Here is a 13,477-nt window from a genome sequence, read left to right as displayed (position 1 = left end):
TCAGGAACTGTGCGGAAACAGCTATGCAGAAACAGCTACGCAGAAACAGGTAGAATGACTTATTTCCCGCTTACTGAGCGGCGTCCTGCCAGGTCAGGTAAATCTGGAGTTCACGGAGCATATGATTTTCCGCGGGCACCATGTAGGTCAGGATTTCTGAGCCGCGGTCAAAAAGCTGGTGAGTGCTTTCCACGCCGTCCTTCGTTTTCTGTTGCAGAATCAGGTAGGCCACATCTGCGGGAAGCTCCAGCTCCGGAACTTCCTTTTCAAAGAAGGCATCCAGCTGAGCTGCACTCAGAGACTTGAGCAGCTGATGGTTTTCGCCCATGAAGAGCAGCTCTGTGTCCACTGGAGGGGCGGCCGACACGATACTGACTTTAAAGCGATAGCTTTTGGTCTTTTCCCTGCCGTCCATATTCCGGCTTATGGACTGTGCAGTGTCATGGCTGTACTGCTGGCCGTCCACGAAATAGTCTGTGGAAATGCCGGTACCGGGCAGCAGGTACACCTGGCCGTCTTCCTGCTGGTATACCGGATTAAAAAAGTAATTAAAAGCGGTATCCGCACTGACATACAGGGAACCTTCGGCGCCTTCCTCCTGGTCTGTGGAGGAAAAGTGTAAATCCGTAAAGAAGTCATCGCCGGTATAATAACTGACCATGCGCTCTTCGCCGTCATTGATTGTAATGCCGGTGCCGTCAAAATCTTTTTCCGGGAATTCCAGACAGTACAGGCCATATCCCTCCAGTCCGGGGAAAACGATGGGAGGTTGTGAGCTGTCATTTTCCCTGTTGAGAGTTCCATAAATTTTCTCGTTCGTCTCTTTGAAGGTGATTTCTCCCCGGCTGTTCATTTCGATTTCCGGCGTGCCCTGGCGGATATACTCCCTGGTCACAAAGACGCCGGCCAGTCTGTCCTGTCCGGGCTGGGACGGGGCTTCCTCCAGCGCCAGACTGCAGCCGCTCAGTGAGAGAACTGCCGCCAGACAAAGGGATGTGGCAGTTCCGCTTTTTAGTGCATGAAATTTAGTCTTGTTCGCTCGATTATTGTTCATCGTCAGAATCCTCCTCGTCCAGATTGCCGTCGAATTTCAGAATGTCGCCTATGTCACATTGCAGATAATAGCATATCTTATTGATGGTGCCGAAGCGGACCCCCTTTGCCTTGCCGCTGCGCAGGATAGAGAGATTCGCTTCGGTGATATTTACCAGCCTGCACAGCTCTTTGGAAGTCATGCGGCGTTCTTTTAATATTTCATCCAGATAGATTCGTATTGCCATGGCGGTTCCTCTATAAAGTCTGGTAATCATTCAGTGTTTTGTCCGGAATCTTATCGTCATATAATCATATCATTGTCTTCTTTCAGCCGTTTGCCGTCCAGGTAGAGCAGAGTCAGCAGTCGGATGCCCAGAACCACGATGATTTCCGTCAGCGGGAACAGAAGCAGGTAGGAGCTGCTCAAAATGTAGCCGGAGAAAAGCAGCTGCAGGAGGGTAAGGCCCAGGTTGGTGAGCAGAATCAGGATCAGAAACTGTCCGCTGGCTTTTTTCAGCTTTTCCAGCAGGGAAAAGGTTCCCGCGCCGAAGGGGGCTTTCGCAAAGCTTCCGATGAAAGCTGCGGTCAGAATCAGCAGAATCGCTTCCGCTATAGCCGGAAAGAGATCGGTGAGGGCCTGGAGCATCAGAAAGACGGTGCTGATATTCAGCTGCATTCGGTCCGCGGCGGTGTTCATTTCTTCCATTTTCTGCCGGGCGGCAATGAATGCGGTACCATTCTGCCACAGACTGCCGGCGGCCAGAATCAACGCATACAGAGACAGCAGAATCTGCAGGCCGGTCAGAAGCCTTCGGCGTTCCGGCTTTTCCGTATTATGCAGGAAACGCAGCAGAAGCCAGGTGAGGAAGGTGCAGTCAATTGCCGCCGCCAGGGAATATCTTGAGAATCCTTCCGTGGGGATGGGGGAGAGATACAGATCCATATAGCTGGGGTTCGTGTAGAACCAGAGGGCGGCGTAGAGCACAACTGCCAGGACAGGCAGAAGCACGTCCGCACGGCGGATTTTATGCCGGACTGCCAGAACGGCGCAGAGTGCCAGAGGCAGAGCGCCGGTGACGATGAACAGAATCCATGCGGCAATGTTGCCGGCAGAGCCGGACAGAGACAGGCTGCGCAGGAATCCTCCCAGCTGTTCCCAGGGGAATGTGATATATTTCATGTTGGCCTCCTGATTAAGTCGCCAGACAACAACATAATTACTGCTGGCGGCACTAAACTGAAAATTATTGTTTTACAATAATTCTGGTATTAGGGTATCATGAAAATTATTGTTTGTCAATAATTTAGACAAAGTTCGTCTGCTGTATTGAAAATGTCGGTAACAGTTCAGACACCCCCTACCGCGAAGTCAATAATTGCAATGTGTCCATGGGACACATTCCTGTGCAATTTTGCAAGACTTTCGGGCGCCAAAACGCATTTCCTTTGCGTTTTGTGTGCATCAGCGTAACAGTTCAGTGCCCTGTCTGAACTGTTACAAATGTCGATGTGGGTCCCGGTAAAAGTGGAAAAGGCGTCCTGGCGAAAAACAAAGTTAGGAATTGACAGAACCGGAGAAATGGCTTACTATTAATAACAAGAAATGGGTTTTCACCGTACATCCTGTTACGGCCTGCTCGTTTCTTTTTTTATTGACAGAATGTCATATAGATATTTTCTGCCATTTTCAGCATGATTAACCAGAAGACGGGCATGGAAAATGCCTGCACTTCAAAATGAAATGCAGGCATCATCATATCATGTGCAGGGACAGCACATGATGGATGGCCATCCGGCCGTTTCCTAACAAGAATAAGGTCGTTATATCATATATCCAATTCCGGGGGGACATCCAGTTCTTCCGGAGCATATTTTCCGTTCTTTTTGCGCTGTCTGACACATTCCGTCAACAGATATTCAATCTGCCCGTTTACGGAGCGGAAGTCATCTTCCGCCCAGGCGGCAATCGCGTCGTATAATTTGGGCGATAATCTGAGCGGAACCTGCTTCTTGCTGTCCGCCATAATCAGTACAGACTCCCGGAGTTCACAACCGGCTGGGCATCATGATTGCCGCACAGCACCACCAGAAGATTGGAGACCATTGCCGCCTTGCGCTCCTCATCCAGCTGTACCACATCCTTTTCATTCAGGCGCTCCAGAGCCATTTCCACCATGCCCACGGCGCCGTCCACGATCATTTTGCGAGCGTCGATGATGGCTGAAGCCTGCTGGCGCTGCAGCATGACGGCTGCGATTTCGGGGGCATAGGCCAGGTAAGTGATTCGAGCTTCCACAATTTCGATACCGGCTTCCGCCACACGTTTCTGAATTTCATCCCGTATTCTGTCAGCAACGATTTCGCTGGAACCGCGCAGGCTTCCCTCGTCGGCCACACCGTCTCCGGTGGTATCCACATTGGGGGCCACATCGTAAGGATAAATGCGGACTACATGGCGAAGGGCGCTGTCACATTGCAGAGACAGGAATTCCTTGTAGTTGTCCACATTGAATACCGCTTTGGCTGTGTCCACAATCTTCCAGGTGACAGCAATGCCGATTTCGATGGGATTCCCCAGGCAGTCGTTGATCTTCTGACGACTGTTGTTGAGGGTCATGATTTTCAGGGAAAGCTTCTTGCTGCTATAGTCGCCGGTGAGATTCATATTCTGAGTACCATTTACAATGGCGGTCAGGCCGCCGGCGTCCGACACATCTCCGCTCTGGCTGAGCTTTGTCCGGGAAGCCGGATTCACACCCACACAGAAGGGATTGACATAATAGAAACCGTTTTCCTTCAAAGTGCCGACGTATTTGCCGAACAGGGTGAGAACCAGCGCTTCCTGGGGCTTCAGCACCTTGAGACCCAGCAGGGAAATCCATCCCAGACTGACCACCGCTATGCTGACCACAAGCCCGGTGACATTCAGGGCGGTGGCGCCCTGCTCCAGGCTGATTGCGGAGAAAACCAACGCCGCGATGGCGGCGGCATACACCAGAATGATGAGCAGCAAAACACTCATTCCGTTTTTCTTTCCTTTAAAAATTCTTTCTTCCATAGGTGATACCTCCTCTTTACAGATATCTTCCGTAATATATCTTTGTGATATTAAAATGATATCATAAAGGAGAAGGAATTGCAAGTGTTATTTTGGGAAGTCCGCCGTCTTCCTTTGTTCCTTTTCCAGTTTATTGCGCTCCCGAAGCTCTGCGAAAAATAACGTCAACAATCCGCTGCATTCTTCTTCCAGAATTCCGCGGGTCACTGCCGCCTGGTGATTGAACTGGGGATTTTCCAGAATATTCAGAACGGAACCGCCGCATCCGGCCTTCGGATTCATGCAGCCCATGACCACCTCAGGGATGCGGGCCTGGATGATGGCGCCCGCGCACATCTGGCAGGGCTCCAGGGTGATATAAATAGTACATTCCTCCAGCCTCCAGTCACCGATGACTTTGCTGGCTTTTCTGATGGCGGTAATCTCCGCGTGGGCCAGAGTGCTTTTATCCGTGTTGCGCCGGTTATAACCACGGCCGATGATTTTTCCTTCATGGACAATGACACAGCCGATGGGCACTTCCCCGAGGGAATAGGCCTTTTTGGCCTGCTTTAACGCCTCTTTCATATATTTTTCCTGGATGCTTTTGATGATTGCCATGATATCTTATAGCTAACCTTTCTTTTTGCTCCTGATTTTTTGAGATTCGATTGACAGGGCACTGGACTGTTACTCAGTAACGTAACAGTTCAGACAGGGCACTGAACTGTTACGCTGATGCACACATACAATAGAATGCAAGAAAAGCATTCTATTGTCAAGAAGCGCAAAGAAAATGCGTTTTGGCGCTCGAAAGTCTCGCAAAATTGCATAGGAGTGTGTCCCATGGACACATTGCAATTATTGACTTCGCGGTAGGGGGTGTCTGAACTGTTACTCAGTAACAGTATAATTCGGAAAAAGAAATCCGTCAATTGTTGACTGGGACCGGAAGCCGAAGTATAATTTTAATAACGGTTTGGCAGGAGGGGTATCCATTGGAAACACTTTTACAGAAAGAGGACAGGAGAATCAGGATTGCGGGGGCTGAAGACGCCCGGGTTCTGCTGGAAATATACGCACCTTATGTGAGAGAGACTGCGGTTACATTTGAATATGACGTACCTTCGGAAGCGGAATTCCGGGGAAGGATTCTGCACACTCTGAAAAAATATCCCTATCTGGTGGCGGAACAGGACGGCGAGCCTGTGGGATATGCTTATGCGGGGGCATTTCATTCAAGGGCGGCATATGAGAGAGGTGTGGAGACCACGGTTTATATCCGAAAGGACAGGAGACGAGGGGGCCTGGGAAGGGAACTGTATGAAGCGCTGGAGAAAATACTGGTCTGCCAGAATATCCTGAATCTCAATGCCTGTATCGGGTATCCGGAGATGGAAGACGAGTATCTGACAAGGGACAGCGCCCGGTTCCATGAGAGACAGGGATTCCGGCCGGCGGGAAGGTTTCACAAATGTGGTTATAAATTCGACCGCTGGTACGACATGATATGGATGGAGAAGCATATCGGAGAGCACAGGGTCAACCCTGCGGCAGTCAGGTGGTTCCCGGAAATCAGGGAGGAAGTTTCCGCTATTTTTTTGTAAAACGGAGAAGAAGGACAGAAAAGAAAGAAACAGGGGCACTTTTCTTAAAAAAGAGAGAGGTTCAGTTTTAAAAGGCAGTAAGGCGATAAAAGAGCAACGCAAAAACATCGGCAATAAAGCGAAATAACTCAAAATAGAATAAGAAATAAAACATAAAAATAAGCAATAGAACAGGAGGTATCTACAATGATCAAAGGATTTAAGATGAAGCTGTATCCCGGTCAGGAGGCAGAGTACGAGAAGAGGCACAATGAGCTGTGGCCGGAGATGCAGGACATGATTCATGAGCACGGCGGGAAAAATTATACGATTTTCCTGGACAGGGAGACGCTGACACTTTTCGGTTATATAGAGATTGAAGACGAGGAACTGTGGGCGAAGGGAGCGGATACCGCCATCAACAGGAAATGGTGGGACTTCATGGCGGATATCATGGAGACGAACCCGGACAACAGCCCTGTGAGCATTGATTTGAAGACAGTATTTCATCTGGATTAATCGTTCGATAATTCCGCCTGCATTCTGACTGACAGCACAGAATGCAGGCGGAGTTTTTATGCACAGGCCCGCATATGGAAAACTATCGTTTTCCGGCAATATTTATAATCTCAGCACATCAGGAAGATAATTCTATTCACACTGCTGTAATGACAAACTCCCATTTGGTGAAAACAACTAAAAAGACAGGATTTCATTGAGAATGAGACAGCATCCGGCTGTCTCTTGAGATTGCCAACGGGCAAAATGGCGGAAAAAATATTAATATTTTCAGTTTTTGGGGCAAATTATCTTTAAAATGGGTACCCAATCTTAAAATTGGGGTGTAGTTGACCAGAGAATGAATACTGTATAATTTTTTCGTAAACAAAATATAAAAATGAGGTGATTGGAAGCATGAAGAGACAAAACAAAGTAACATCTGTTGTGGTCCGAAGAACCTGGAAACAGGAGATTCAGCATAGCTGGCCTTTATATGTGCTGATTCTGCCAAGCTTCGTTCTGGCAATTATTTTCTGCTACATACCCATGGGCGGTCTGGTGATGGCATTTCAGAATTACAAGCCATGGCTGGGCATTACAGGTTCCGAATTTGTGGGATGGAGTAATTTCCGTCAGATTTTTGAATTCAAGGAATCTTATCAGGCGATTATCAACACAGTAATCATTGCGGTGAGCAAGATTATCCTGGGATTGGTGGTGCCCATCATTATGGCGTTGCTGCTGAATGAGGTGCGCAACGCAGGATTGAAGAAAGGAATTCAGACACTGGTTTATCTGCCTCATTTCCTGTCCTGGGTTACCGTGGCCGGTATGCTGCGTGACATTCTGGGACTGGACGGAATTGTGAATTCCTTTTTGAAGCTGTTTGGCGTGGAGCCCATCTTCTTCCTGGGAGAAGCCGGCATGTTCCGACAGATTGTGGTCGCCTCTGATCTGTGGAAGGGCTTCGGATTCGGAATGATTGTCTATCTTGCCGCGATTTCCAATATCGACCAGAGCCTGTATGAGGCGGCGGAAATGGATGGTGCGAACCGCTGGCAGCAGACTTTACATATTACATTGCCCGGAATCATGCCCATGATCATCGTTATGGCAACCCTTAGCCTGGGCAACGTACTGAACGCCGGATTCGATCAGATATTCAACCTGTATTCCCCGCTGACCTACAGCACCGGTGATATCATTGACACCTATGTCTATCGCCAGTCGCTTGTGAACGGCCAGTACAGCTTCGGTACGGCAGTGGGCTTGTTTAAATCAGGTATCGGATTGGCGCTGACAGCCATTTCCTACAAAATTGCCTATAACGTGGCAGGCTACAGAATCTTTTAATGGGGCACTTACGGAACTGACGGAACTAAAATCAGGAGGAAAAAATAATGCGGCGAACATCTGTAAGTCGGAAAATATTTATCATATGCAATACTGTGTTTCTGGTGGCAGTCGCACTTTTGTGCGTGCTTCCGCTGCTGAACCTGCTTGCCATTTCTCTGAGCGGCAAAAGTGCCGCCAACAGTGGGGTGGTTACTTTCTGGCCGGTGGATTTTACCATGATGGCATACGAGAAGACATTTCACAATAATAACTTTATCCGTTCCATGGGGATTGCGGTGCTTCGTACCGTCCTGGGAACAGGTTTGAGCATGGCGGTGATCACCACTGCGGGATATGCCCTGTCCAAGGATTTCAGAGGCAGAACCCCGCTGATGTGGTTTTTCGTATTCACCATGTTGTTCGGAGGCGGATTGATTCCGTCCTATATCGTAAATACCACGCTGGGATTGAAGAATAATTTCCTTGTCTATATCATTCCGGGTGCGTTCAGCTGTTACAATCTGATTCTGATTATGAACTTTTTCAGGTCGATTCCAAAGGCGCTGGAGGAAGCGGCGCTCATAGACGGAGCCAGCTTTTTCAAGGTGCTGTGGAAGATTTTCCTGCCGCTGTCAAAGGCGGGACTGGCAACAGTGGCTCTGTTTATCATGGTAGGAAACTGGAATGAATGGTTTACCGGAATCCTGTACATGTCCGATACGAAGAACTATCCGCTGGCCTCTTTCCTGCAGGTCATCGTGGTGCAGGGAAATCAGCAGGATCTGGCTCTGGATCCCACTTCCGCGGCGGCCATGTCGGAACGTACCATCAAGGCGGCACAGGTATTCATCGGTGCACTGCCCATCCTGCTGGTATATCCTTTCCTGCAGAAATACTTTGTCAAAGGTATGGTTGTGGGCGCTGTGAAGGAATAGGTATATATTGAAAAACTTATGGTTCAGAAAATGAGAATCACCAGCTTCAAAAGCTGATGAGAATAAAAGAATTTTGGAGGAGGAATAGAAATGAGAATGAAACAGGTAAAAGCATTGGCTCTGGTTGCAGTGGCATCAGCCATGGTGCTGAGCGGCTGTGGAAAGAGCGGAGGCGGCGGAGGTGCTGCAGCGGCAACGAGAAACGCAGACGGAAAGTATGACCCGGTGCTGACCATCCACATTGCAAAGCAGCTGGATGAGAACACGGGACGTTATGGGGACGGTGAGGATATCAACAAAAACCCCATGACACAGATGGCAGAGGAGAAGCTGGGTATTAAGATGGAGACCACTCTGCTGGGCGGTGACGCAGGTAACTATGACACAAAGCTGCGTCTGGCTCTGACAGGTTCTGAGGAACTGCCGGATGTATTCCCGGTATATGGCACACAGATGATTGCGGATATGATTGAGTCCGGACGTGTAAAAGAGCTGAATGAGGACATTGAGAAATATATGCCTCAGCGTCTGAAAGAGGTATATGAGCAGTATCCTTCTACCTACTATCCGGTGACAAAGGATGGCAAAATCTACGGTATTGCCTGTTCTCCCCATCTGACGGAAGGCCAGGTCATGATTATCCGTCAGGACTGGCTGGATAACCTGGGACTGCAGGCGCCTACCAACATCGAAGAGTTTGAGCAGGTCATCAAGGCATTTACCGAGGATGACCCGAACAAGAGCGGCAAGCAGGATACTTATGGATTTGCCTATTCCGGAAATGACCTGTACAATACCGGATGGGTAGCGGATCCTGTCACGATCTTCTCTGCCTATAGCGGGACACATTATCCCGGAAGCTGGCAGGAAGATGAAAATGGAGAACTGTTCTATGGTTCTATCCATGAAGGAAACAAGAAGGCTCTGGAGAAAATGGCTGAGTGGCATGCCAACAAGTGGATTTTCCAGGAAGCAGCGGCTACCGGCGCATGGGATGCCATGGGACAGTTTACAGAGGGCAAGGCCGGTATCTTCATCGGACGTCCCTGGGCTATCGACTCTGTGCGTGACGTGACCACAGCAGATCCCAATGCGGTAATCAGAGCATATCCCACGCTTCGTCAGGACAATGGAGATCCTACCTACCAGGCGGCTGAGGTGAATGACGGCTGGCTGATGTTCAATAAAGACTTCAACAATATGGAGGCATTCTTTGTATACCTTGACTGGCTGTATGATGCGGCCTTCGGAACCGGAGACTTCCAGTACGGTTTCCTGCAGGATTATGACTATGATATTGTAGATGGTAAAGTAGTATTCAGCAGTGCACTCTTCGATCCTCCTGTGACAGATCCTTTCATGCCTGGTAAGAGTACAGTAATGAGGAACTGTCCTAGACTGGACACCACAGCTCCTTATGTCAGTGTGGCCTCAGGCAAGGAGCCGGAAGGCGGCGACGAAATTCGTGCGGCGGCAGCTTTTGAGACAGCGCCGGATACCGCGGAAGGCTATGTGATTGCAGGACAGCATTCGGAAGAGCAGCTTTCCAATATGTTCAACAGCGCACCTACGGCGACGATGCAGAAGAAATGGGAACAGCTTCAGACCATGGAGAAACAGGTTTACACAAATATCATTTATGGAAAAGAGTCTATAGATGCGTTTGATAAATTTGTGGAAGACTGGAAAGCCCAGGGTGGTGACGATATTACGAAAGAAGTAAATGAATGGTATAAGAGTGTGAAGCAGTAAAGAAGAGCCTGCGGGCACTTGCAGGGAAATCAGGAAAACAGGCTGTGTCAGATGGCACAGCCCGTTCCTGTTCCCGGGAAACAAAAGTTTTTATCAGTTTTTGCCTTTGGTTTCTGAAATTATGATATAATATTCCCAGATTAACGAAGGGAGTCCTTGGGATGAAGAAGATAACCTCTATCTATATGATTTTTGTTGTTTATCTGGTGTTGGTATTTGCAGGATTTATTGTCCTGCATCGATACAGTACTACAAGTCTGCGGGATTCTCTGATGAGCGTGGCGAAGATGCAGGTGGATTACTCTGATGTGCTGCTGGACCAGAAGATACGGGAGATAGAGATTGAGGCAGACGGAATCCTGAACAGCGGAAATCTGCGGAATATGCAGGTAATTATGACGGAAAAATATGATGCCTATCGCTATGTGATGGGGGTCAGGGAGCTGAAGGAATATCTGAATACAAGGCAGAAGACCAATGTAGGTATGGCGGAATTCATTCTATACTGGCCCGGCGCCGGACGAATTCTGTCAACATCCACAGTACTCAGTGTCAAGCAGGGAGTTCTGGAACAGGCGGAGGACAATAAGTGGTTCGAGTATGACAGAGAGATTTATTTCTCACGAAAGTATCGGACAAACTGGGATTCCAGAGATGATGAGCCCTGTCTGATCATACGGATGGAGCGGGATTTCCTGTATAAGATTAAAAGTATGGCTCTGGATGTGGAAAATGGGGGTACGCTCCTGAGTCTTCCGGACGGAAGAAGTATGTTTTCCGTCAATGATACGGAGGCAGCGATTCTGGAGGAACTTCAGGAAGAAATCCAGGAAGAAGTCCGGGGGGCGCGTATGAGCTGTCTGTTGGAAGAGAGCAATATCAGAATAATTTTGGAATATAAAAAGTACCGCAGCTCAAAGGAGAGATGCGGTCGTATTGTTTGGCATAAATGAGATTATCTATATTGCAGGGTCAAATTCAGACTTTCTATTACAGTGCGGTTGCCCAGGGGTACTGTTCCGGTATGATGTATTTCCAGAGCACCCATCCCAAGCTCGGAAAGTGGAATGGAAAATGTGATGGGACAATCTGAAAAATCTGGTTTGTACCTGCCGGTAGACCAGATGGAATAAGTCATTGTCCGGGTTTGGGCGCAATAAGCGGCTTGGATGTGACAATCAGTCAGATAGTTTCTGCAGCTAATCTGTTCGCTCAGGAGACTGCCCACACCGTTCTCATAGTGGCGCAGAGAGAAGGTACAGCCTGTATCACAGGAAGGCACTCGCTCAATACGCAGGGCATAGCCGGTTTTGGTGCGATAGTCAAAAGGAAGGGCCACCTCCAGAAACTGGCCGTTAGCACTGCCAAAGCCATCTGCCATATATTTTTCAGGAGCGAGTACCAATTCCATACAGAGTTCTTCAGGCGCCGTTACCGGTAGATATCTGAGGGCAGCGCCCCTTTGGGCAGTGATAAAACCTTTGCAGAAGCGGGCACCGTCACGGCCTGAGCCATAGAGAAAAGCTTTTTCTGAGTCCCCGGAATTCCACTGGGCCACATGCGCTGTTTCACATCCCTGATAAAGAGGGCGATAGGCTGTCATGCACAGAAGGCCGGAGACGGCGTTTTCCGGTGTGACAGGAACTGGTCTGACAAATGCAAAATTGGAATAGGAAACGTATTCTATGGAAGGCAGAGGACGTTGCGGAACGGAGATAGCGCATGTCTCATAGTTTCTGGCTTCCGAATGGGGGACCAGAGGCCAGAAGACAGCCTTCAGCCGTTTGCCCCAGGCGGCATCAGGAAGTGTGATGAGCCTGAGTTCAGAGGCGTCTCCTTCAAGAAAGAGATACTCTTTATCGCCATCGACAACATACCACGACACTCTGGATATATCAGGCAAAAGTGTGTCAAGTGAAGCGTAAAGTACAGCCTGATTACCGGCCAGAGCTATGGCAAGAGGGGCTTTCAGACCCGGCTGTGGGACAGGACGGGCTTTAAAGAAGGTATGACATACGCCTTCCATATCTCCATAGATTACTTTTAATTCTGCCATAAAGCCTTCCGGATGCTGAGATGCAGGAATTCTGATACGATAGTCAGGGTTGATGGGTACGGGAATACCCTGAAATAAGGCTTTTATACCGGAAGGAAGGCATGGCGGGACCGTGATTACACGATATTCGGCATCCTGGCCGTAGCAAAGTTGTTCCGGACCTTCCACCCGGATTTTTATGGGAGCGTTGGCTGTTGTAAGGAAAGCTTTTTTGTCCAGGAGCCAATCTGAAAGCTGCGTGAGGGGGATAGAGTTTTCCGGCCGTGTCTGGCCGGGAATCACCGGACAGCCATTCAGGGTAATGTCTCTGTAGTAGGAGCGCTGCCAATATTCCGGCTGAAAAGCCCATTCGATCTGCCGGATGTTTCCATGAAAATCACAATGATCCAGGATGAGTTCACTGCCATACTTGGTCAGGTAAAGACTTTGTGACTGGTATTTGTCTATTTCCACATAAAAACTGCAGTTTGTGAATACTGTGGCCGCATTTCCGGCAATATACATGGGAGCCGGACCATATATGTAGATCTTGCAGTTGCTGTGGAAAATGCGCTCGCCACCAGCCAGAAAATCGTTTGTGCCGACCAGAGTGCAGTCTTCAAAGCTGACAGTCTCCGCCTGGATAGAAAGTGTGTCCAGCATACCAAGCAGCCGACAGTTCAGAAAACTCCAGTCAGTTACATTATTTCCGCCAATGGCATAGGCTTGTGTGATGGTTTCTGAGTATTTCTTTTCATTTTTGCGGGGATCGGCCGGGTAGATCAGATCCAAATTGCAGGTATTCATAATAGTTATGTTTTCACAATGTAAGCCATCCGCATTGCAGAGCACTGTGTGTGCCGGAGAATTGGCGGAGCCGTCTGCCGGGAAAGCATTTACCATATGGCCGCGGTTGTCAGTCAGAACCGTATCCTCCGGGGATGTCCCCAGACCGATCAGGGAAAGCCAGGGCTTATCGATGATCAGTCCCTGCCTGCAGGGAGTGCCGTTCATGTGGTAGACATCCGGCTCTATGCAAATGCATGTAGGATGCTCTCTGGTGCCTGCCGGAGCAGCCGAGACGGCTTCCTGCAGAGTTCGATAAGTAAAGGGGATGGGATCAGTCATTCGACTGTCCACATGCAGACAGGTTTCATTCCATGTCAGTTTCATTGAGATACCTTCTTTCTTTTTATTTCTGCGGGCAATAAGTCATGTGGACATGCTGGTGTGCATGTCGGATATATGCCGCAAGATAACT

The 13,477-nt window shown here is 48.9% G+C and carries 13 protein-coding genes; 6 read left to right on the top strand and 7 right to left on the bottom strand.

Annotated elements, in window-relative coordinates; genetic code table 11:
• Nucleotides 1–70: 70 nt before the first annotated feature.
• The 6 genes from NSB25_RS07480 to tadA all read right to left on the bottom strand — a co-directional run bounded on the left by NSB25_RS07480 (nt 71) and on the right by tadA (nt 4,693).
• Complete coding sequence (locus NSB25_RS07480; RefSeq protein ID WP_103238807.1) at nt 71–1,054, bottom strand: hypothetical protein; 984 nt, start codon at nt 1,052–1,054, stop codon at nt 71–73.
• On the bottom strand, nt 1,044–1,280 hold the full coding sequence (locus tag NSB25_RS07475; protein WP_103238806.1) for a helix-turn-helix domain-containing protein: 237 nt from the start codon (nt 1,278–1,280) through the stop codon (nt 1,044–1,046). The genes NSB25_RS07480 and NSB25_RS07475 overlap by 11 nt, the downstream gene beginning before the upstream one ends.
• Nucleotides 1,281–1,336: 56 nt before the next feature.
• On the bottom strand, nt 1,337–2,215 hold the full coding sequence (locus NSB25_RS07470) for a hypothetical protein (protein ID WP_103238805.1): 879 nt from the start codon (nt 2,213–2,215) through the stop codon (nt 1,337–1,339).
• A gap of 646 nt (nt 2,216–2,861) precedes the next feature.
• On the bottom strand, nt 2,862–3,059 hold the full coding sequence (locus NSB25_RS07465) for a type II toxin-antitoxin system antitoxin (protein ID WP_103238804.1): 198 nt from the start codon (nt 3,057–3,059) through the stop codon (nt 2,862–2,864).
• Between the two features lie 2 nt (nt 3,060–3,061).
• On the bottom strand, nt 3,062–4,093 hold the full coding sequence (locus tag NSB25_RS07460; protein ID WP_103238803.1) for an SPFH domain-containing protein: 1,032 nt from the start codon (nt 4,091–4,093) through the stop codon (nt 3,062–3,064).
• 87 nt (nt 4,094–4,180) lie between these two features.
• On the bottom strand, nt 4,181–4,693 hold the full coding sequence (tadA, locus tag NSB25_RS07455) for a tRNA adenosine(34) deaminase TadA (RefSeq protein ID WP_103238802.1): 513 nt from the start codon (nt 4,691–4,693) through the stop codon (nt 4,181–4,183).
• Nucleotides 4,694–5,070: 377 nt separating this feature from the next.
• Between tadA and NSB25_RS07450 the strand changes: the two genes are divergently transcribed.
• The 6 genes from NSB25_RS07450 to NSB25_RS07425 all read left to right on the top strand — a co-directional run bounded on the left by NSB25_RS07450 (nt 5,071) and on the right by NSB25_RS07425 (nt 11,134).
• On the top strand, nt 5,071–5,679 hold the full coding sequence (locus NSB25_RS07450) for a GNAT family N-acetyltransferase (RefSeq protein WP_103238801.1): 609 nt from the start codon (nt 5,071–5,073) through the stop codon (nt 5,677–5,679).
• A 186-nt stretch (nt 5,680–5,865) separates the two neighbouring features.
• On the top strand, nt 5,866–6,177 hold the full coding sequence (gene rhaM, locus NSB25_RS07445) for an L-rhamnose mutarotase (protein WP_103238800.1): 312 nt from the start codon (nt 5,866–5,868) through the stop codon (nt 6,175–6,177).
• 396 nt (nt 6,178–6,573) lie between these two features.
• Nucleotides 6,574–7,512 carry an ABC transporter permease gene (locus tag NSB25_RS07440; RefSeq protein WP_103238799.1) on the top strand — a complete coding sequence of 313 codons (939 nt, stop codon included), beginning with the start codon at nt 6,574–6,576 and terminating at the stop codon, nt 7,510–7,512.
• A gap of 47 nt (nt 7,513–7,559) precedes the next feature.
• A complete protein-coding gene (locus tag NSB25_RS07435) occupies nt 7,560–8,429 on the top strand; it encodes a carbohydrate ABC transporter permease (protein WP_103238798.1) in 870 nt (289 codons plus the stop codon).
• Nucleotides 8,430–8,519: 90 nt separating this feature from the next.
• Nucleotides 8,520–10,181, top strand: a complete 1,662-nt coding sequence (locus tag NSB25_RS07430) for a type 2 periplasmic-binding domain-containing protein (protein WP_242982343.1) — start codon at nt 8,520–8,522, stop codon at nt 10,179–10,181.
• A 161-nt stretch (nt 10,182–10,342) separates the two neighbouring features.
• Nucleotides 10,343–11,134: a hypothetical protein gene (locus tag NSB25_RS07425; RefSeq protein WP_103238797.1), complete on the top strand. Its 792-nt coding sequence runs from the start codon at nt 10,343–10,345 to the stop codon at nt 11,132–11,134.
• Between the two features lie 2 nt (nt 11,135–11,136).
• Here NSB25_RS07425 and NSB25_RS07420 read toward each other — a convergent pair whose 3' ends face one another.
• Complete coding sequence (locus NSB25_RS07420) at nt 11,137–13,389, bottom strand: pectinesterase (protein WP_103238796.1); 2,253 nt, start codon at nt 13,387–13,389, stop codon at nt 11,137–11,139.
• Nucleotides 13,390–13,477 lie beyond the last annotated feature (88 nt).

This window comes from Acetatifactor muris (assembly GCF_024623325.1).
Taxonomy (GTDB): domain Bacteria; phylum Bacillota; class Clostridia; order Lachnospirales; family Lachnospiraceae; genus Acetatifactor; species Acetatifactor muris.
The sequence above is the reverse complement of the archived record's forward strand: the minus strand, read 5'-3'. Positions and strand labels throughout refer to the sequence as shown.